This window comes from Streptomyces sp. NBC_00316 (assembly GCF_036158715.1).
Taxonomy (GTDB): Bacteria; Actinomycetota; Actinomycetes; order Streptomycetales; family Streptomycetaceae; genus Streptomyces.
Genome location: NZ_CP108023.1, coordinates 7,581,081 through 7,601,818, shown reverse-complemented (window position 1 = coordinate 7,601,818; position 20,738 = coordinate 7,581,081). Strand labels below are relative to the sequence as shown.

16 protein-coding genes are annotated in these 20,738 nt (G+C 71.5%); 12 read left to right on the top strand and 4 right to left on the bottom strand.

Features of this window, described 5'->3' with window-relative positions:
- Positions 1-19: 19 nt before the first annotated feature.
- Entirely contained in the window at positions 20-556 is a 537-nt protein-coding gene (locus OG878_RS33925; RefSeq protein ID WP_328891475.1) for an HAD domain-containing protein, read from the bottom strand.
- A 202-nt stretch (positions 557-758) separates the two neighbouring features.
- The gene (locus OG878_RS33920) at positions 759-1,550 is read right to left on the bottom strand and encodes a metal-dependent hydrolase (RefSeq protein WP_328890303.1); all 792 of its coding nucleotides are present in this window, start codon (positions 1,548-1,550) and stop codon (positions 759-761) included.
- A 139-nt stretch (positions 1,551-1,689) separates the two neighbouring features.
- Here OG878_RS33920 and OG878_RS33915 point away from each other — a divergent pair, with 139 nt between their 5' ends.
- Both OG878_RS33915 and OG878_RS33910 read left to right on the top strand, forming a co-directional pair.
- Positions 1,690-4,203 carry a DEAD/DEAH box helicase gene (locus tag OG878_RS33915; RefSeq protein ID WP_328890302.1) on the top strand — a complete coding sequence of 838 codons (2,514 nt, stop codon included), beginning with the start codon at positions 1,690-1,692 and terminating at the stop codon, positions 4,201-4,203.
- A gap of 49 nt (positions 4,204-4,252) precedes the next feature.
- Positions 4,253-5,125, top strand: coding sequence for an acyl-CoA thioesterase (locus OG878_RS33910; RefSeq protein WP_328890301.1), 873 nt, complete (start codon positions 4,253-4,255; stop codon positions 5,123-5,125).
- Positions 5,126-5,134: 9 nt separating this feature from the next.
- Here OG878_RS33910 and OG878_RS33905 read toward each other — a convergent pair whose 3' ends face one another.
- Positions 5,135-5,365: a DUF6011 domain-containing protein gene (locus OG878_RS33905; protein ID WP_328890300.1), complete on the bottom strand. Its 231-nt coding sequence runs from the start codon at positions 5,363-5,365 to the stop codon at positions 5,135-5,137.
- Positions 5,366-5,435: 70 nt separating this feature from the next.
- Between OG878_RS33905 and OG878_RS33900 the strand changes: the two genes are divergently transcribed.
- The 9 genes from OG878_RS33900 (at position 5,436) to OG878_RS33860 (ending at position 16,038) form a co-directional block, all read left to right on the top strand.
- Entirely contained in the window at positions 5,436-6,122 is a 687-nt protein-coding gene (locus OG878_RS33900) for a hypothetical protein (protein ID WP_328890299.1), read from the top strand.
- A 106-nt stretch (positions 6,123-6,228) separates the two neighbouring features.
- Positions 6,229-7,665: a DUF2252 domain-containing protein gene (locus OG878_RS33895; RefSeq protein WP_328890298.1), complete on the top strand. Its 1,437-nt coding sequence runs from the start codon at positions 6,229-6,231 to the stop codon at positions 7,663-7,665.
- 312 nt (positions 7,666-7,977) lie between these two features.
- Positions 7,978-10,716, top strand: a complete 2,739-nt coding sequence (locus tag OG878_RS33890; protein ID WP_443049191.1) for a LuxR C-terminal-related transcriptional regulator — start codon at positions 7,978-7,980, stop codon at positions 10,714-10,716.
- Between the two features lie 224 nt (positions 10,717-10,940).
- Complete coding sequence (locus OG878_RS33885) at positions 10,941-12,578, top strand: MFS transporter (protein WP_328890296.1); 1,638 nt, start codon at positions 10,941-10,943, stop codon at positions 12,576-12,578.
- A 10-nt stretch (positions 12,579-12,588) separates the two neighbouring features.
- Positions 12,589-13,119 (top strand): hypothetical protein, encoded by a 531-nt coding sequence (locus tag OG878_RS33880; protein WP_328890295.1) that lies wholly within the window; start codon positions 12,589-12,591, stop codon positions 13,117-13,119.
- Positions 13,120-13,244: 125 nt separating this feature from the next.
- On the top strand, positions 13,245-13,442 hold the full coding sequence (locus OG878_RS33875) for a hypothetical protein (protein WP_328890294.1): 198 nt from the start codon (positions 13,245-13,247) through the stop codon (positions 13,440-13,442).
- Positions 13,443-13,830: 388 nt separating this feature from the next.
- Complete coding sequence (locus OG878_RS33870) at positions 13,831-14,490, top strand: HdeD family acid-resistance protein (RefSeq protein ID WP_328890293.1); 660 nt, start codon at positions 13,831-13,833, stop codon at positions 14,488-14,490.
- Between the two features lie 26 nt (positions 14,491-14,516).
- Positions 14,517-14,660, top strand: a complete 144-nt coding sequence (locus OG878_RS33865; RefSeq protein WP_328890292.1) for a hypothetical protein — start codon at positions 14,517-14,519, stop codon at positions 14,658-14,660.
- 22 nt (positions 14,661-14,682) lie between these two features.
- Positions 14,683-16,038 (top strand): diacylglycerol/lipid kinase family protein, encoded by a 1,356-nt coding sequence (locus OG878_RS33860; protein WP_443049190.1) that lies wholly within the window; start codon positions 14,683-14,685, stop codon positions 16,036-16,038.
- A gap of 137 nt (positions 16,039-16,175) precedes the next feature.
- Here OG878_RS33860 and OG878_RS33855 read toward each other — a convergent pair whose 3' ends face one another.
- Entirely contained in the window at positions 16,176-16,355 is a 180-nt protein-coding gene (locus OG878_RS33855; RefSeq protein ID WP_328890291.1) for a hypothetical protein, read from the bottom strand.
- Positions 16,356-16,803: 448 nt separating this feature from the next.
- Between OG878_RS33855 and OG878_RS33850 the strand changes: the two genes are divergently transcribed.
- Positions 16,804-20,649: a S8 family peptidase gene (locus OG878_RS33850; RefSeq protein WP_443049189.1), complete on the top strand. Its 3,846-nt coding sequence runs from the start codon at positions 16,804-16,806 to the stop codon at positions 20,647-20,649.
- Positions 20,650-20,738: the final 89 nt, after the last annotated feature.

Genomic DNA, 20,738 nt, shown 5'->3' with positions numbered 1-20,738 from the left:
GGAGGTGGTGCGCGGACCGTCACCGGTTCGCGCGCAGCCACGCCCCCAGAGCGGCGAAGTCCGCGTCGGTGAGCCCCTGGGCGGGGTCGACGCGATGGAGGAGGGCCGGCCCCGGGTGATGAGCGGCCACCCACGCCCGGTCCGTGCCGGTGATCTCGTCATCGACCCAGACGAAGGTGCGCCCTGCCGCCCGGTCGACGAGGTGGCGCGTCTTCCACTGCAGCCCGTCCCACCAGTCGAGTGGGTCCTCGTACGCCGGCTCCGGCCAGGCCACCACAGGCAGCTCCGGCAGGCCGAGCCACGGTGCGATGCACTCGTTCGCCTCGTCCATCCAGGTCGTGGCCCAGACGAGATCGCAGCCCAGCGCCGTCAGCCGAGGCCCGAGCGCGGGATCGATCCTGCTCAGAAGGGGATTCAACTCGGCCGGCCCGGGTGCCGCCGCCCCCGTGCGGTACGTCGGATACCCGTCCGGGCGCTGCTGCGGCGTCGCTCCGAACGGAATGAGCGGCCCGTCGACATCGAGGAAGAGAAGCGGGCGCTGGGCGGATCCGGTCACGGCTGCACGGTACCGGCTCTCCGGGCGGATGCGACGCGGGCGCCGGTGGTGGATCGCTCCGTCGCCGGGCCCGGGAACGGCGACGGCCTGATCGGCGCCGTTGCCGCCCGGTGGGAGTGTCGGGTCGCTGCCGAGCACGGTCTCCCCGGCGGCGGGACGGCGTGCGACGCGGACCACGGGGGTCCGCGTCGGCCACGACCACTCAGATGAAGTTGAGGGCGGCCGCTCCGCCCACTCCCCCGAGCACCATGAACGCCGGCATCAGAACCTTCAGCTCCACCCAGCTGCCGGCCCGGAACCGCATGCCCTTCGGCGGCCCCACCGCGTACCAGCGCTTGCGGCCCATCGGGATCGGCCACAGGATCGGGCAGCCGGACACCGTCAGTGCATCGCCGATGTCGTGGACGAGGGCGCCGAGGACGATCGGCAGTCCGAGCCAGAGGTACTCCTGGCCGGGGGCCGCGAAGAGCCAGTCCGAGCCGTTGCCCGGCTTGTCCAGGACGCCCGCAAGTATCCAGGCGCCGGTCGCGCCGAGCAGCCACACCAGCACGTCGCTGGACATCCGGGCGGCCCGCCAGAGCAGCCCTTCGACGGCGAGCACCAGGTGGACGAAGAGGATCGCCAGGACCGCCCACCGGCCGCCGGTGATCGCCGCGGCGGAGGCCCCGGCGCCGATCAGGACCGCCCACAGCCAGGTGTGCGTCAGGGTCCGGTGACCGCCGTTCCTGCGCGGGTCACCGGGGCCCCGGGTCGCCTTGTAGACGGCGTGCGAGAGCTTGTCGACGATCTCGCAGAGTCCGCGGGAGACCGGTCCGAAGGCGCGCGAGATGGTCGCGGACTTGTGATCGAGGTCCGGTGCCAGGGCGGCGCCCGCGGTGATCAGCGCGCCGACGACCAGAACGGGCCACGGCATCGTATGGCCCGCGGCGGCCGCCGCGGCACCCACCCCCAGCCAGGCCGCCGCCCCTGACAGAGAGTGTGCCGGTCCCATCATGGTTCTTCCCGCCCCCAGAGTCCGTCCGGTCGCGATCGCCGTTGCGGTGCGGCCGAGTTGAGTGGGCAGCCTATCGTCCGTGATCTTCGTGCGGTCGCCCGGTTCCCTCATCCGGGCGGAAGGCAGGCAAGATGGGGGCGTGACCCTTATCGATCAGCTGCCCCCGACCGACGACCCGGACGCCCTCTTCGAGGCCTTCTCGTCATGGACCGAGACCCAGGGCATCACCCTCTACCCTGCCCAGGAGGAGGCGCTGATCGAGGTGGTCTCCGGGGCGAACGTGATCCTTTCCACCCCCACCGGCTCCGGAAAGAGCCTGGTCGCGGCGGGTGCGCACTTCACGGCGCTGGCCCAGGACAAGGTCACCTTCTATACCGCCCCGATCAAGGCACTGGTCTCGGAGAAGTTCTTCGACCTGTGCAAGCTGTTCGGTACGGAGAACGTCGGGATGCTCACCGGTGACGCCTCCGTCAACGCGGACGCCCCGGTGATCTGCTGCACCGCGGAGGTGCTCGCCTCCATCGCGCTGCGTGACGGCAAGTACGCCGACATCGGCCAGGTCGTGATGGACGAGTTCCACTTCTATGCGGAATCGGACCGCGGCTGGGCCTGGCAGATCCCGCTGCTGGAGCTTCCGCAGGCCCAGTTCGTTCTGATGTCGGCCACGCTCGGCGACGTCAAGATGTTCGAGGAGGACCTGACCCGGCGCACCGGCCGCCCCACCTCCGTGATCCGCTCGGCGACCCGGCCGGTACCGCTGAGCTACGAGTACCGGCTCACCCCGATCACCGAGACGCTCACCGAGCTGCTGGACACCCGGCAGTCGCCGGTCTACATCGTGCACTTCACCCAGGCCGCGGCCGTCGAGCGGGCGCAGTCGCTGATGAGCATCAACATGTGCACCAAGGAGGAGAAGGAGAAGATCGCCGATCTGATCGGCAACTTCCGCTTCACCACGAAGTTCGGCCAGAACCTCTCCCGCTTCGTGCGGCACGGCATCGGGGTGCACCATGCGGGCATGCTCCCGAAGTACCGGCGGCTGGTGGAGAAGCTGGCCCAGGCGGGTCTGCTGAAGGTGATCTGCGGTACGGACACGCTCGGCGTCGGCGTCAACGTCCCGATCCGTACGGTGCTGTTCACGGCGCTCACCAAGTACGACGGCACCCGGGTCCGCACCCTGCGCGCCCGTGAGTTCCACCAGATCGCCGGCCGCGCGGGCCGGGCCGGCTTCGACACGGCGGGCTTCGTCGTCGCGCAGGCGCCCGAGCACGTCATCGAGAACGAGAAGGCCGTCAAGAAGGCGGGCGACGACCCCAAGAAGAAGCGCAAGGTCGTCCGCAAGAAGGCCCCCGAGGGCTTCGTCGCCTGGTCGGAGACCACGTTCGACAAGCTGATCCAGTCCGACCCGGAGCCGCTGACCTCCCGCTTCCGGGTCACGCACACGATGCTCCTGTCCGTGATCGCGCGCCCCGGCAACGCCTTCGAGGCGATGCGGCGGCTGCTGGAGGACAACCACGAGCCGCGCCGGGCGCAGCTGCGCCACATCCGCCGGGCCATCGCGATCTACCGCTCCCTGCTCGACGGCGGCGTCGTGGAGCAGCTCGACAAGCCGGACGCGGAGGGGCGCATCGTGCGGCTCACCGTCGATCTCCAGCAGGACTTCGCGCTCAGCCAGCCGCTGTCCACGTTCGCGCTGGCCGCGTTCGACCTGCTCGACACCGAATCGCCGTCGTACGCCCTGGACATGGTCTCCGTCGTCGAGTCGACGCTCGACGACCCGCGGCAGATCCTCGCCGCCCAGCAGAACAAGGCGCGCGGCGAAGCGGTCGGCCAGATGAAGGCGGACGGTGTCGAGTACGAGGAGCGCATGGAGCGGCTCCAGGACGTGACGTACCCGAAGCCGCTGAGCGAGCTGCTGTGGCACGCGTACGACGTGTACCGCAGGAGCCACCCGTGGGTGGGTGACCACCCGGTCTCGCCGAAGTCCGTGATCCGTGACATGTACGAACGCGCCATGACGTTCACGGAGTTCACCTCGAACTACGAGCTGGCCCGCACCGAGGGAATCGTGCTGCGCTACCTGGCGAGCGCGTACAAGGCTCTTGAGCACACCATCCCGGACGACCTGAAGTCCGAGGACCTGGAGGATCTGATCGCCTGGCTCGGTGAGATGGTCCGGCAGGTGGACTCCAGTCTTCTCGACGAGTGGGAGCAGCTCGCCAACCCGGAGGTGGAGACCGCCGAGCAGGCGCAGGAGCGGGCCGACGAGGTCAAACCGGTCACCGCCAATGCCCGCGCCTTCCGGGTGCTGGTCCGCAATGCGATGTTCCGCCGGGTGGAGCTGGCCGCGCTGGACAAGGTCGCCGAGCTCGGCGAGCTGGACGGCGACGCGGGCTGGGACGAGGACGCCTGGGGCGAGGCGATGGACGCGTACTGGGACGAGTACGAGGACCTGGGCACCGGTCCGGACGCGCGCGGGCCGAAACTGCTGAAGATCGACGAGGACGCCGCGCACGGCGTATGGCGGGTGCGGCAGACGTTCGCCGACCCGAACGGCGACCACGACTGGGGCATCAGCGCGGAGATCGACCTGGCGGCCTCCGACGAGGAGGGCCGGGCGGTCGTGCGGGTCACCTCGGTCGGCCAGCTGTAGACGCGACGGCCGTGCCGACGGCAACTTTGCGAGAGTGGAGACGAACCGCATGACGAACCCCGCCGAGCGCCTGGTCGACCTGCTCGACCTGGAGCGGATCGAGGTCAACATCTTCCGCGGGCGCAGCCCCCAGGAGTCCCTGCAGCGGGTCTTCGGAGGCCAGGTCGCCGGGCAGGCGCTGGTGGCGGCCGGCCGCACCACCGACGGTGACCGGCCGGTCCATTCGCTGCACGCGTACTTCCTGCGGCCCGGCCGTCCCGGCGTGCCGATCGTCTACGACGTCGAGCGGGTGCGGGACGGGCGGTCGTTCACCACCCGCCGGGTCACCGCCGTCCAGCAGGGCCGGACGATCTTCAATCTGACGGCGTCGTTCCACCGGCCGGAGACGGCGGGCTTCGAGCATCAGCTGCCGGCCGCCCGGAGTGTCCCGGACCCCGAGCAGCTGCCGACCGTGGCCGAGGAGGTGCGCGAGCATCTGGGGGCGCTGCCGGACGCGCTGGAGCGGATGGCGCGGCGCCAGCCGTTCGACATCCGGTACGTCGACCGGCTGCGCTGGACGCAGGAGGAGATCAAGGACGCGGACCCGCGCAGCGCGGTCTGGATGCGCGCGGTCGGCCCGCTGGGCGACGATCCGCTCGTGCACACCTGCGCGCTGACGTACGCGAGCGACATGACGCTGCTCGACGCCGTGCGCATCCCGGTGGAGCCGCTGTGGGGACCGCGCGGCTTCGACATGGCGTCGCTGGACCACGCGATGTGGTTCCACCGGCCTTTCCGGGCCGACGAGTGGTTCCTGTACGACCAGGAGTCGCCGATCGCCACGGGCGGCCGGGGGCTGGCCCGCGGCCGGATCTACGACCGTGGCGGCAATCTGCTGGTGTCCGTGGTGCAGGAGGGGTTGTTCCGCCGCCTGGGCGCGTAGACCCGCCGTTCAGATGCCGGGCAGCGGGTCCTGTTCGACGTCGTGGCGGCGGGTGCGGATATCCGGTGCGGCAGGGTGGAGTTTGGCATCGCAGGCGGGACCCAGCCCGGTGCGGCGCGAGTCCGCACCGGTGAGCGGGCGGCCGCACAGCCGGCAACGGACCGGTCGGCGCCCCGCAGCCCCTCCGGTCCCGGGCAGGGGCTCGATGTCCGTCCCGGGGAACGGTTCAGGGGACTCCACGCACCCATCCTCTCAAGTCCGCCGTCTACTCTGCGACTTCCGGAAGACAGACAGCGGAGGAGTTCGTCGGGTGAGCAGCGTGCTGACATTGGAACCGGTCCCCCAGGACAAGAAGAAGGCCGTCGCACCGGACGGCGTCGATCCGGTCGGCCATGTCATCAGATACGCCGACACACCCGGAGATTCGGCCCGGGACGTCGCGTATCCGGAGCGCGAACTGCCGCCGGGCGGCATACCGGCGTACCTGGAGGCACGCAAGAGCGGGGCACGCTCCTTCGTCCTGTGGGCCGATCCGCAGCGGCAGGCGCGACTGGCCACGCTGGTCACCGCGTCCGCGGACGACGGTGTGGCGACGTATCGGGTGCTCGGCCCGCAGGGCGAGCCCCTCGGAACGTTCGTCCGCGAGAAGGCTCTCTCCGGCAGCGGTCTGCGGACACGGTGGACGGTCACCCAGCCCGGCTGCCCCGAGGCCGTCGGCTACAAGGGCCGGATCTTCTGGTGGTACGTGTGGTGGCTGCTGTTCCCCGTCCAGGTGGCCATCGGCGTGGGCAGCGTCGTCGCCGGTGGCGGCGACGTCGCGCGCGGGCCGCGCCGCATCTTCTGGCGTACCGGCAAGGAGACCCCGCTGGAGTTCCAGGACGACCAGGTCCTTCTGCACGCCCAGTGGTGCGACTGGCGGCTGGGCGCGGCTCTGGTGGCGCTTCTGCGCAGCTTCGACAGCTGGCTGGGCGCCCCCTGGGACGACAGGCGGAAGTGATCGGCGGCAGGCCCCGGGACCCGCCCCGGGCGACGGCGCCGCCAGATGATGCCGGAACCGGGGCGACCCGCGATGATCGGAGAGTAATCGGTCAGGAGGGTCCTCGATGAGCCAGGCCAGCGCGTCGACGCTCCGTGCCGCACCGGACCTGACACCCGGCGAACGCGCGGCCCGTGGGAAGGCCGCCCGCCGTGGCGCGCCCCGGTCGAGCCACGCCGGGTTCGCACCGTCGTCCGGCCGGCCGGACCCGCTGGACGTGCTCGAAGCCCAGTCCGCGAACCGGATTCCCGAGCTCGTCCCGATCCGCTACAGCCGGATGGCCGAGTCGCCGTTCCGTTTCTACCGGGGCGCCGCCGCGATCATGGCCGCCGACCTGGCCACCACAGCGGACTCCGGGATCAGGGCCCAACTGTGCGGGGACGCCCATCTGTCGAACTTCGGTCTGCTCGCCTCCCCGGAACGGCAACTGCTCTTCGACATCAACGACTTCGACGAAACGCTGCCCGGTCCGTGGGAGTGGGACGTCAAGCGGCTGGCGGCCAGTCTCGCCGTCGCCGGACGGGCGAACGGCTTCACGGACCGGGAGCGCTCCGGCATCGTGCCGGCGACGGTGCGCGCGTACCGCGAGTCGATGATCCGGTTCGCGGGCATGACCAACCTCGGCGTCTGGTACGCGAGGACCGACGCGGACCGCCTGCAGGCCGTGGCGGTCCGGGAGTTGGCGACGCGCGGCCGCAGGAACCTGGACCGGGCCATGGCCAGGGCCTGTACCCGGGACAGCCTGCAGGCCTTCGACAAGCTCACCGAGGTGGTGGGCGGGCGGGTCCGGATCGTCGCGGACCCGCCGCTGATCGTGCCCGTCGCGGATCTGCTGCCCGAGGTCGAGCGCGACGCGCTGGAGGAACGGCTGGGCAGGCTGATCAAGGACTACGGCCGGAGTCTCTCGTCGGACCGGCGTGCCCTGCTCGGCGACTTCCGGCTCGTGGACGTCGCCCGCAAGGTGGTCGGGGTGGGCAGCGTCGGCACCCGGTGCTGGATCATCCTTCTGACCGGCAGGGACGGCCGGGACCCGCTCTTCCTGCAGGCCAAGGAGGCCGGTCCGTCGGTGCTCGCCCCGTACGCCGGCCCCGCCAGATACCGGAACCAGGGCGAGCGGGTGGTCGCGGGGCAGCGGCTGATGCAGGCCACGAGCGACATCTTCCTCGGCTGGCAACGGGCGGAGGGGATGGACGGGCGGCGCCGCGACTTCTACGTACGCCAGTTGCGCGACTGGAAGGGCGGCCTCCAGCCGGAGTCGATGACGCCGGCCGGCCTGAGGACGTACGGCGAGGTCTGCGGCTCCACGCTGGCCCGCGCCCACGCGAGATCCGGCGACCGCATTGCCATCGCCGCGTATCTGGGCCGCGGCGAGGCGTTCGACCGTGCGCTCGACGAGTTCGCCGAGGCGTATGCAGACCGGAACGAGCGGGACCACCAGGCGCTGGTCGAGGCGGTACGCGCCGGCCGGCTTCCGGCGTCCGAGCCGGAGGGCGACCGGCGGTGACCGTACGCCGCCCGGGTCCATGGGAGTGAAGTGCGGTACTCACCGCAGGGCTCCGGTCCGGCATCCCAGGCGGAACGCCCTCGCGCACCATCACGTTCTGAACGCTCGCGGGCCGGCGCCTGCCTGAGGGCTCCGACGCCAAGGAGACAATGAGTATGTCGGCCGAGCCCATCGGGGCGTCCGCGCCGCCGGGCCCCTGACGGCTACGGCAGCGTGAGCGAGTGGCCGGCCGACCGTCTGCGCATTCCGCGAGCCGTTGCAGCACCTTCGCCACCGGGCGCACCGGGCGTGAGGCTGGGATGCTGGCGATGGATGACTCCACCCGTGGCGCGACCCTGGCTGACAGGGGTGGTGAGCGTCGTTGCCGGGACCGACCGGGACGAACGAGGAGTGCACGTGTCGATCGTTCCAGCCGGTTCCTGCCCCGATCCCCTGGGGGATCCGTTCCTGCGCACCCGGTTCGCCCTTCCCTCGCGGCCCGACACGTTCCTGCGGCGCAAGCGGCTTCTCGACCATCTCGATCAGGCTCTCCGAACGCCGTTGACGCTGGTCAACGGCGCAGCCGGGGCGGGAAAGACCTTGCTGGCCGCCGACTGGGCCGCCGGTCTGCGCCAGCCCGTCGCCTGGCTCACCGGCGAAGCGGGAGACCGACGTCCCGGGGTCTTCTGGGCGTACGTCGTCGAGTCCCTGCGGGCCTGCGGCGCTCCGGCGTCCGGAGTGGCCTGGGCGCCCGCGGATGCCGACGGGGTGGACCGCAGGCTGCTGACAGCACTCGCCGCCGAGTTGAACGCACGTGAGCGGCCCGTGGTCCTTGTGCTCGACGAGTACGACCGGATGACCGCTCCGGAAGTCGCTGAGCAGCTGGAGTTCGTCCTGCACCACGCCGGGCAGGGGCTGCGCCTCGTCCTCGTCACCCGCACCGAGCCTCTGCTGCCTCTGCACCGCTACCGGGCGGCCGGGGAGCTCACGGAGATCCGTGGCGCCGAGCTGGCCTTCACTCCGGCGGAGGCCGTCACGTTGCTGGAACTGCACGGTCTGGTCCTTCCGCTTGACGCCGTACGTGCCCTCGTGGAGCGCACGCGGGGCTGGGCCGCCGGACTGCGCCTGTCCGCCCTGGCCGCGTGCGAGAGCGCCGACCCGGAGCTCTATCTGAAGGAGTTCGAGGCGGACCACGGCGCGGTCGCGGATTTCCTGCTGGCTGAGGTCCTGCGGGGTCGAACGGACGAGACGCAGGACCTCCTGCTGCGCGTCAGCGTCCTGGAGCGTTTCCGCCCCGAGCTGGCCGACGCGCTGACCTTGCGGACCGACGCCGAACCCATCCTTGCCGGGCTGCACCGCGAGAACGCGTTCGTCGAGCGGCTCGGTCACTCCTGGTACCGGCTCCATCCGCTCTTCCGGGAGATCCTCCGGGCCCACCTGCGCGAGCGCATGCCCGGCCTGGAACCGGAACTGCACAGGCGGGCCGCGCGGTGGCTGCGCCGTTCCGGGCTTCTGTCCGAGACACTCGCCCACGGCGCCGCCGCCGGCGACTGGGACCTGGCCGCCGGAGCCCTGGTCGACGACCTCGCGATCGGCCAGCTCTTCACGGGTCTGCGCTCGGGTGCTCCGGCCCATGTGTTCGCCTGCATGGGGCCCGAAGCGAGAAGCCCGGCGGCAGACCTCGTCCGGGCGGCCCACGCCCTGTCCCGGCACGACCTGGATCACGGTCTGGGCCGCTTGCGCCGCGCCGAGGGGCATCTGGCGGACGACACGCCGAACCTGGCGGAGGTGCGGCTGAGCTGTGCGTTGCTGGAAGCGCTCGCCGCCCGGCTGACCGGTAGTACGCCGCAGGCCGAGAGGGCCGCCGAAGCAGCCTCCGAGCTGCGGCAGGAGATCCCGGCCCGTCTGCTGGACAAGCACCCCGAACTGATCGCTCTCCTGCTGACCCATCTCGGCTCGGCGCGTCTGTGGGCGGGGCGTTACGAGGACGCGCGCGCCGCCCTGACCGAAGCGGCCGCGGCTGCGGGCGGGGCCGCCACCGCACTGCCCCGGGAGGAGGCCATGGGGCACCTCGCTCTGATCGACTATCTGAACGGCTGGCCCGGCCGGGCGGAGCGCAGGGCCTTGGCCGCGGTCTCCGAGGGGGAGCGGGGCGGCCTGCCCCAGCCGTACGGTTCCGGTATCGGCCGGCTGGTCCTGGCCGCTGTGGCCGTGGACCGTCACGAACTGGGTAGGGCCGAGGACCTCCTGGAGGAAACTGCCCGGACACCTGCGGGAACACGCGATCCGGTGCCGGCGGCGGCACGGGCCATCGCCGCTTCCCGGCTGCTCCTGGACAGAGGAGAGGCGCGCGCCGCCGTCGAGGCGACGAACCTGGCGGTCCCCGCCGTCGTGGCCTCGCCCTGGGTCGCGAGTCGCGCGGCCGTCGTCGCCTCCGCCGCTCATCTCGCCGACGGGCGGCCGGACAGCGCGGCCGAGGCGCTCCGAGGCGTCTTGGGTGACCAAGGGGTATGCGCCGTGGAGGCCGCAGCGATCCAGATCGCGGCAGGACGCACCGATGCCGCCGTGCGCCTGCTCGACAACATCCGCACCGATGGCAGGTCCGGCCCTGCGGTGACCGTGGGGGCGGCACTGGTCAAGGCCCGGGCCGCAGCGGAGGCAGGAGACGCGGTCACTGCCCGCAAGCTCGTCGCGCGGGCGCTCCTCGACGCACGTCGCGATCGGCTGCGGCGCCCGTTCCTCCGGGCCGGAGCGTGGATCCGGCCTCTGCTGGCCTCGGCTCCGCTGCACGAGCTGGCACAGGGCTGGCTCAGCCCCGGCCCGCCGCGCCGGGGCGGTGAACTGCTCCGGCCGGAGCCCGGGTCCCCGCCTCTGGTCGCTGTCGAGCTGAGCGGACGCGAGCGGGACGTCCTTCAGCGGCTGGCCCGGATGATGTCCACGGAGGAGATCGCCGCCGATCTCTACGTCTCGGTCAACACGGTGAAGACCCACCTCAAAAGCGTGTACCGGAAGCTGGCCGTGAACCGGCGCAACGACGCGGTGCGCCGGGCACGCGACCTCGGACTTCTGTGACGGACCCGGGGAAGGCCTCGGTGCGCACCCCGCCCACCGGTGGCGGCGCAGGCAGGCGCCAGGGGCGGACCTCCCCCGTGACGGGTGAGGCGCGCGGTGCCCGCATCGGGTGCGATGGGAGGAACGTACGTCGGAGGTGATCGCAGGAACGCGGAACATCTGCCGGTCGCCGGTCGACCGGCTCCGCCGGCGTACAGGGCCCGATTTCGGCGAGGTGGGACAGCGTGAAGCACTGGTGGGCCCTGGTCGCCCTCGGTACGGCCCAGTTCCTGATGGTTCTGGACACCTCAGTCATGAACGTGTCCATCAGCCAACTGGTGGAGGACTTCGACACCGAGGTCACCGCCATCCAGGCCGTCATCACCCTGTACGCGCTGGTCATGGCGGCGTTCATGATCGTCGGTGGCAGGCTCGGAGACATCCTGGGGCGGCGCCGCATGTTCCTCGTGGGGCTGGTCGTCTACGGCGTGGGGTCCGCGCTGACCGCCGTGGCGCCCACGCTGTGGGTCCTCACGCTGGGCTGGTCCGTCATCGAGGGACTCGGCGCCGCCATGGTGCTGCCTGCCATGGCCGCCCTGGTGGCGGAGTCGTACCGCGGCCGGGACCGGGCCGTCGCCTATGCGGTCATCGGGGGTCTCGCCGGCGCCGGGATCGCGGTCGGGCCGATGCTGGGCGGCTGGACGACGACGTACCTCACCTGGCGGCTCGTCTTCGCCGGCGAGGTCGTGGTCGTCCTGGCCGTCCTGCTGTGCCGCCGGGTGATCCCGTCTCCCGCCCGGGCCGGACCGCGGCCGAGGCTCGACGGCGTCGGCGCGGCGCTCTCCGCGGTCGGGCTGGCGCTGGGCGTACTCGGCGTGCTGCAGAGCAGTACCTGGGGCTGGGTGCAGCCCCGTAACCCTCCTTTCACCGTCTTCGGCTTCGCCCCGACACTGTTCGTCGTCGGCGCCGGCGTGGCCGTCCTGGCCGTCTTCCGGCACTGGGAGCGGCGGCGGGAAGACCGGGGCACCGACCCCCTCGTGCACCTGTCCCTGCTGAGGAGACCCGTGCTGCGGGCCGGCCTGATGACCCTGCTGAGCCAGAACCTCATTCTGCTGGGTCTGTTCTTCGCCATCCCGCTGTACCTGCAGGTGGTACAGGGTTTCGACGCCTTCCAGACGGGCCTGCGCCTGCTACCGGTGTCCGCCACCATGCTGGTGACCTCCCTGTGCGCGTCCCCGCTGGGGCGGGTGATGGGGCCGCGCCGGGTGGTACGGCTGGCCCTGGCGATCCTGGCGGCGGCCGTCGTGTGGCTGCTGGCCACCATCGACCCTGTCATCGACGACGCGCAGTTCGCCGGGGCGATGGCCCTGCTGGGTGTGGGCATCGGCCTGCTCGCCTCGCAGCTCGGCAACATCGTCCAGTCCGGCGTCGGCGAGGAGGAACGCAGCGAGGCGGGAGGACTCCAGTTCACGGCCCAGAACCTGGGCTCGGCGCTGGGCACCGCGCTCATCGGATCGATCCTGGTCGGCGCGCTGGCCCACGCCTTCACCACGCAGGTCGCGGACGAACCGCGGCTGTCCGCGGGAACCCGCGAGCAGGTCGGTGTCCGCCTCGAGGCCGGGATCACCTTCGTCTCCACCGACCAGGTGCGTTCGGGGGCCGAGCGGGCCGGACTGCCACCGTCCGAAGTCGAAGCCGTCACGGACTCCTATGCCTCGGCGCAGCTCGACGGTCTGAAGGCGGCGATCCTGGCCACGGGCGGCGTCGCTCTCGTCAGTTTCCTGATGACATCGCATCTGCCGACCGCACGGAGCGGCCGCCCGCCTGAGCCCGGTTCCGGTGCCGCTCCGGCCGGGGCGAACGGATCCACGGACCGAGCGTAGGCGGCCACCGGTGGACAGGACGAGAGCCGAGGGCGGGCCGGCGGAGCGGAAGGCGCGCCGTGCCGAACGCCGGACACGCGCCGACTACACGGGTGGCGTCTACGGCTCCATGCTCGCGGCCTCCGTGGTGATCGGTGCCGGCTCCCTGGGGTCGTTCCCCCGCTTCGAGCTGGTGCTGCTGCTGCTGCTCACCGGCGTGGTGTTCTGGATCGCGCACGTACATGCCCATCTGTTCGGGGCACGGCTCGCCCAGCACGCTCCGGACCGTCGGGGGATCCTGCTCGTGTGCCGTGCCGAGTGGCCGATCGTCAAGGCCGCTGTCCCGCCGGCCGCCGCGGTGGCCGTCAGCCCGCTGCTGGGGCTGGACGTACGCGGTGCCCTCTGGCTGGCACTGTCTGTAGCCGTCGCAGGGCAGGTGGGCTGGTCCATCGCCGCGGCCCGCCGCGCCGGCGCCTCACGGCGGCTGGTGGCCATCACCGCATCGGTCAACCTGCTGCTGGGCCTGCTGATCATCTCTTTCAAGATCTTTCTGACTCATTGAGTCACCTGTGCGGGGTGAGGTCCGTGAGGTTCGCAGCGGCGGAGGATCGCAGGGACGGGTGCCGTCCGCCTGTCCCGAGCCAGTCGGTGAAGTGCGTCCAGGCAAGTCCGGTGGGAGGACCGCTCGTGCGTTACGAGATCCGAGTCGAGGGACACCTCTCGGAGACGCTGGCCAACGCGTTCCCGGAGATGGACCACGTGGTGATGTCCGGCCAGACCGTCCTTTTCGGCACGGTCGTGGACGAGGCTCACCTGTACGGCCTGCTGACTCGCTGCCAGTCGCTGGGTCTGCGCGTCATGGAGATGCGGCAGGTGCCGGAGTGAGGGTGGCGGGCGGTGCGAGCCGCCCGTGCACGACCTCTCGCGTCAGAGCGGCTCCGCCCGCCACCGCCCCGTATATCCGGCAGAACGGCGGAGCAGGCACAGCCCAACGGTCGGGGCCGAGTCGCAGAGTCCCGCCTGTCCCGCCTGGCGCACGGCGCGACTTCGCGGACACGGCCCGGGGCCGCGCGATGCGCCAGACAGATCACCCGTGGCGGGTGACCCGGCACCCGGTGGCAGGCGTGACAGTGAAGCCAGAGCGGCTGCGCAGCGCACACGGTCTCTCGTGCACACGCACCGCCCGGCGTCCCACGCACACCGCTTGGAGTCCCGCCCACACCGCGCGGCGGCAGATGCGAAGGCGTCCGGCCGTTTCGCGGAAGGAGGAGCCATGACCATGCCGCGTGACCCGGCATCGCCTACCGGGCAGGAACACCAGCGCGACGGGGAGGTCCCCGGTCCGGGAGAGGGAACCGCATTCGCGCTCACACGGCTCGGCGGTTCCTGGACCTGGCTCCTGGGCTCGGCTGTCGCGACGTTCGTACCGGGCGTCCTGGTCATGGTCTGGCCAGAGGCGACCTTGCACGTCCTGGCCGTCCTCGTCGGCCTGTACCTGCTGGTGACCGGTGCGTTCCGGTTCGTAGCCGTCTTCGCGCGTCAGGGGCACGAACGGCTGCCCGGGCTCCTGCTGGCGGTGCTGTACGTCCTGGCCGGGGTCCTCTGCCTGCGCAACCCGCTGCAGACGATCGCCGCGCTCTCGCTGGTCGTCGGGGGCGTCTGGCTCGTGTCCGGGATCCTCACCCTTTACACGGCCCTCACGGCCGAGGACCTGCCGCACCGCGGCGTCGTCCTGGGAACGGCGGTGCTCGCCATCGTCGCAGGGATCGTGGTCCTCGCCCTGCCGACCGAGTCGGCCCGGGCCCTGACCCGGCTGCTCGGCCTCTGGCTGATCCTGCTCGGACTGGCCGAAGCGGTGGTCGCCCTCGCCTGGCGGGCCGCGTTCCGCCGAGCACGCCCGCGCAGGCCAGGCGCGCCCGCCACCACGGCCTGACCGCACCGGTCGCGGAAGGAGCAGCCATGGCCCCGACCACGTCCTCGGGTCACCCGGAGTGGTCGGTCGTGGTGATCGCGATGCCGGGCTTCATCATCTGGGCCCTGAGCGTGGTTCAGTGCGCCAAGATCCACGACCTGCCGGAGGCACGTTCGACGCACAAGGCGTGAGAGGGAAACGGAGGGCCGACCAGTGGGGCCACAGAGCGGGGATGTCAGCAGGGCGCGAAAGGCAAGGGCCTCGGCCTCGCGCGAGGGCGACGCCGGACGCGCCCGCCTCGCCGTGCTCGCCCTGCTGGGCAGCATCCTGGTACCGCTCGTCGCCGCCGGTCTGCGGAGCGTTCTGTGGGCGCTGGCCGGCATCGCCGCACTGGCACTCGCCGCCGTCGGGGTGTGGTGGACCCTGGCGCACACCGGTGCGCTCCGCGCCCTCGGGGCGGCTCTGTCGGTGACCGCTCCGGTCGCTGTCCTCGCCCTGTATGCCACGTTCGGCATGCTGGGGCCGGCCTTGCTGTCCCTGGGCCTGTGGCTACTGTCCGTCATGGCGGCACGTACGGCCCTGGCACGTGGTCACACCGCGCCCGAACAGGCTGTCGCCGAGGCGCCCCACGCCCCCTGGGTCCTTATGAATCCGCGCTCCGGCGGCGGCAAGGTGGGGCGTTTCGGCCTGGTGGAGAAGGCCCGGGCTGCAGGCTGCCGGGTGGCCCTGCTCGACGCAGGCCAGGATGTCGCCGGGCTGGCCCAGCAGGCCGTCGCCGAGGGAGCCGATCTGCTGGCGGTGGCGGGCGGCGACGGCACCCAGGCGCTGGTGGCCGAGGTCGCGGCGCGCCACGACCTGCCGTTCGTGGTGATTCCCGCCGGCACCCGCAACCACTTCGCCCTCGATCTCGGCCTCGACCGCGACGATCCGGCGGCCGCCCTGGAAGCCCTGACGCTCGGTGTCGAACTCCGCATCGACCTCGGGTACGCGGCAGACCGGGTCTTCGTCAACAACGCCTCGTTCGGCACATACGCGTCCGTCGTCACTGACCCCGCGTACCGGGATGCCAAAGCCCGCACAGCCCTGCGAACCCTCCCCGGCCTCCTCACCGGCGAGAACGCGCCCAGGCTGCGGACGCGGGCCGACCGGACGTACGTCGATGCGCTTCAGGCGCTGCTCGTGAGCAACAATCCCTACGGACGTGCCGTCGACGCGGCCCATCCGGGGCGCAGGGAGCGGCTGGACTCGGGACTGCTCGGTGTCGTGTGCGTGCGGGTCGGCAACACCGGTCAGGCGGCGCGCCTGGTGCGCGGTCCGCGGCGGTCCGGGGGACTCGTCCGGCTGAGCGCCGGCGTGGTTGTCGTCGATGCCGACACGGACACCCTCCCTGTCGGCATCGACGGAGAACACGTCGTTCTGCCGTCACCCGTCGTGTGCCGCAGCGCGCCCGGGGCACTCCGGGTCCGTGTGCCGCGCCGTCGCCCCCACGCCCCGCGGATCCGCGGGGCGGCGGCCGACTGGCCGCGCGTGGCACGACTGGCGCTGGGTCGTCTGTTCTCGGGCCGATAACAGCACGAGCCTTCCGCCTCGGGGCTGGTTCATGGTGGCCGCGACAGCTGACTCGGGCAGGCCATGGACGAGTGGTCCAGGCGATTCCGGGCGTGAGCGGATGGCCGAGGGCAAGCCACCCCAGCGAGGACCGCCGATCACACCGAAGCGGCGCTGACCTGCAAGAACAGCGCTGACCTGCGCACAACCGCCAGGCCTGGCAGTCCGCTGTCCTTGCAGCGGACGAGCTTGGTGTTGTCGGGGTGCAGTCGCAGCCCGATGTCCTCCGTCCCCGCTGCGAGCGCCGCCCACGACTGGCGTGCTCGACGCTCGGTCACACGGTGCACCACCGCGTCATCCGCAGAGCAGGTCGGTTCGACAAGGCGGGCCGCCTGCGGTGGGGCCGGATCCTGGTGCGCTCGAGCATCTTGGTTCAGGGCTGTGGGCAGCAGAACTTGAAGAGCTCTTGAACGTCGGATTCCCGCGGGTCCGGCTGCGGCAGCGGATCATGACTACGCGCGGACTGCTGGGTCCGGTCGGGAAAAACGGCTGACAGCTTGCGGGATGCACAGGTCACAGCATGCAGGACGGACCACAGCGTCTGCGTGGAGCACTGCAGTTCAGCGGCCGGACTCGGGCTTTCACGTGGAACAGGCGCGCAGAAGGCTCGTGTCGCCGTTGTGACATGTCGCAGGTGTGCCACGTGAGGCCAGTGACACGTCCGGCTTCATCAGCGGATTCTTTCGCACAGGTTGTGACAACATCTGGACGAAAGGTCTTCAGCTGATGGCATGGACCCGCCTGACGGCGGCAATATCGACAGGGTTGATGCTGGTCGCCGGAGGCGTGCCGGCGACCGCCGAGACGCGAACGGCGCCCATGGGGTCCGACACTCGTCCCACCGACGTGTCAGGGGCTCACTCTGCGACCGTCCGGCTGGTGACCGGTGACCGGGTGACCGTGACGCCGTTGCCCGGCGGACGGCACACCGCCTCGGTGCAGCCCGGACCGGGACGCGAGCGTGTCGTGTTCCGGACGTTGGAGCAAAAAGGGTCGCTGACGGTGCTTCCGTCGGACGCGATGGACCTGGTGATGGCCGGCACGCTGGACCGTCGGCTCTTCGACGTGACGGCCCTGATCGCCCAGGGCTACGACCAGGACCACACCGCCGCGCTCCCGCTCATCGTCTCCTCCGGCGCCACCTCGGACGTGGCGAAGACGACCGCGAAGTCCGAGCGGGCGGCGGCCACGGTGTCCGACCGGCTGGCCGCTCTCAACCTGCCCTCGGCTCCGGCACGCAGCCTGCCCAGCATCGGCGCCCGGTCGCTGCGGGTCGCCGACGACGACCTGGCCAGTTTCTGGAAGACACTGCTGCCCGGCGACACGACGGGCGCGGCCCGGATCGCCGCCACGCCCCGCATCTGGCTGGACGGCAAGGTCAAGGCGGTGCTGGACCGCAGCACCGCGCAGATCAACGCCCCGACCGCCTGGAAAGCCGGTTACGAGGGCCAGGGCGTGAAGGTGGCGATCCTGGACACCGGTGTCGACGCGAACCACCCCGACCTGGCCGGACGCATCGCTCAGGCCAAGAACTTCTCCGACAGCACGAGCACCGACGACCACTTCGGCCACGGCACGCACGTCGCCTCGATCGTCGGCGGCACCGGCGCCGCGTCCTCCGGAACCCGCCGCGGTGTCGCGTCGAAGGCCGACCTGCTGGTCGGCAAGGTGCTGGGCGACGACGGCTCAGGCTCCGAGTCGCAGGTCATCGACGGCATGGAGTGGGCGGCCACCCAGCACGCCAAGGTCGTCAACATGAGCCTCGGCGCGCCCATCCAGACCGACGGCACCGACCCGATGAGCCAGGCCGTCAACACCCTGACCGCGTCCTCCGACACGCTCTTCGTCGTGGCCGCGGGCAACTCGGGCCCGGGTCCGGTCACCGTCGGCTCGCCGGGTGCGGCCGACGCCGCGCTGACCGTCGGCGCCGTCGACCGCGACGACTCCCTGGCCTCCTTCTCCAGCCGCGGCCCCCGCTTCGGTGACGGGGCGGTCAAGCCCGATGTGACCGCTCCCGGCGTCGGCATCGTGGCCGCCCGCGCGTCCGGCACCACCATGGGCACCCCCGTCGACGCCAACTACACGGCCGCGTCCGGTACCTCGATGGCGACACCGCATGTCGCCGGCGCCGCCGCGCTGCTGGCCCAGCAGCACCCGAACTGGGGCGCGCAGCAGCTCAAGGACGCCCTGGTCAGCACCTCGCACACGGTGTCCGGCACCAAGGTTACCGAGCAGGGCGGCGGCCGCATCGACCTGGCCACCGCCATGGGCCCGGTCACGGCCACCGGCAGTTTGTCGCTTCCGGCCGTGGAGACCGGTGCGGCGGGCGGCGCCCGCAACGCCGCCACCGTCCGCTACACCAACACCGGTGACCGCGAGGTCACGCTCGCGCTGACCGTCAACCTGGCCACCGGCACCGGCCGGGGCCTCCCCGCCGGCGTGGTCTCCCTCGGCTCCGGCACCCTGAAGCTGGCGCCCGGCGCCACGGCCGAGGTGCCGCTGAGTGTCGACGCGGCGAAGGCCGCCCGCGGCAACTACTACGGCTACCTCACCGCGAAGTCCGCCGACGGCACCGTGCTCACCCACACCACCGTCTCCCTGAGCGTGCACGCACCCAAGCACAAGCTCACCGTGGTCGCCCGCGACCGCGACGGCAAGGTCATCGAGGGCGCCGCGCCGGTGATCTGGGGCGCCGACGGATTCGTGGAATACACGAGCGTGGAGCCGGCCGTCGCCGAGGTCGAGGAGGGCACCTACCAGCTCAGCTTCGGCACTTTGGACAGAGCCGCCGACGGGCAGGAGCTGCGCGAGGTCGTCAACCCGGAGGTGAAGGTAACCAAGGACACGGCGGTGACGCTCGACGCCTCCAAGGTCACCGAGGTGAAGATCCGCACGCCACGCCCCGCCGAACAGCACGGCATCCTCAGCTACCAGACGTACCGGAAGATAGACGGCAACGGCCTGATCCAAGGCGTGATGTTCTTCGACATCGCCAAGCGGCTCTACGTCAGCCCCACCGCGCGCGTCACGGACGGCGACTTCGAGTACACCTCGCGCTGGCAGATGGTGGCCCCGCAGCTGCGGGCGAAGGTCCCCGGCAGCTCGCTGAGCTTCACCCCGTACTACGTGAACGCCTCCCCGGCCTTCAGCGACAAGGGAGCACGGCTGACCGCCGTGGACGCCGGCAAGGGTACGGCCGCCGAGCTGCGCGCCGCACACGTGCGCGGCAAACTTGCCGTCGTCCGCTGGGACTTCTCCGACGACCGGGCGCTCGCGACGGCCGCGGCGGACGCCGGGGCCAAGGCGCTGATGCTGGTTGTGGAGGACGGCTTCTACCCCTGGACGCGGTGGAGCCCGACCGGTGACCGGATCGCCGTACCCACCATGCGTGCCGGTACGGCGGAGGGCACCGCGGTGCTCAAGAGCATCAACAAGCGTGCCACCACGGTGGAGTTCTCCGGCACGGTGCGCAGCCCGTACCTGTACGACGTGATGCAGGTCGCCAAGGGTTCGGTTCCCAAGAACCTGGTGTACAACGTCTCCGAGCGCGAAAGCGCGGTGGTCCGCAGCACCTACACCCGCACGGGTGCGTCGCCTTGGGCCAGCGAGCAGCGTTTCGGGTGGCGGCCGTACCAGGACACCGCCTGGAACCAGTACAGCCGTGAGGTGCCGACAGGCCAGGAGCGTGTGGAGTACGTGACCGGCGGGGACACGTTGTGGCGCCACACCGTGCACCACAATGTCGTCTTCGGGATGGACATTCCGTTGGGGGCCGGCATGAACAATGTGCCGCGTACCTACCGGGCCGGTCAGCACGCCACGGAGCGGTGGTTCGGCGCGGTGGTCCGCCCCTCGATCCCGACTGGCGCGGGCTTGCCGTCGGTACGCAACGGCAACACCCTGTCCGTCTACGTGCCGGAGTTCAACGACTCCGGCGCCGGCCACTGGTCGTTCTACGAACTCGGCGGTTTCGGCTCCGGTGTGGGCACCGGAGCCGGTGCCGGGGCCGGGGTGGCCGCGGTGGACGACACGGCCACGGCCGTGCTGTACCGCAACGGCCAGAAGATCGCCGATTCGAGCCAGGGCGCCTGGGGCGACTTCGAGGTGCCCGCGGGCGAGGCCGAGTTCCGGCTCGACCTGGCGACCACCCGCGTCCAGGACGACTGGCTCTTCGGCACCGGCACGCGCACCTCGTGGACGTTCCGCTCGGGCACCGCAGCCGACACGGCGCTGCTGCCGATGCTCCAGGTCGACTACGACGTGCCGGTCGACGCCCGCAACGCGGTGGGCTCGCAGCGCAAGCACACACTCGGCCTGAGCGTCCGCATGCAGGACGGCATGGCGGCGCCGCGCGGCGTGACGCTGAAGGTCGAGACGTCCTACGACGACGGGCGCACCTGGACCACCTCCACCACGGCCCGCAGGGGCAGCGGCTTCACCGCCGGCGTGGAGCGGCCTTCCCGGGTGCACGGCGACGCGTATGTCACGCTGCGCGTGACTGCGAAGGACGCGGCCGGCAACTCCGTCCGGCAGACGGTGGACCGCGCCTACCTGCAGCGCGGTGCCGCATGAGTCGCCGAGCACGCTAGCGCGGACCGACCGGGCTGAACCGCGGCGGGTGCCAGGGACTGTGGACCCTGGCACCCGCCGCGCCGGCGGAT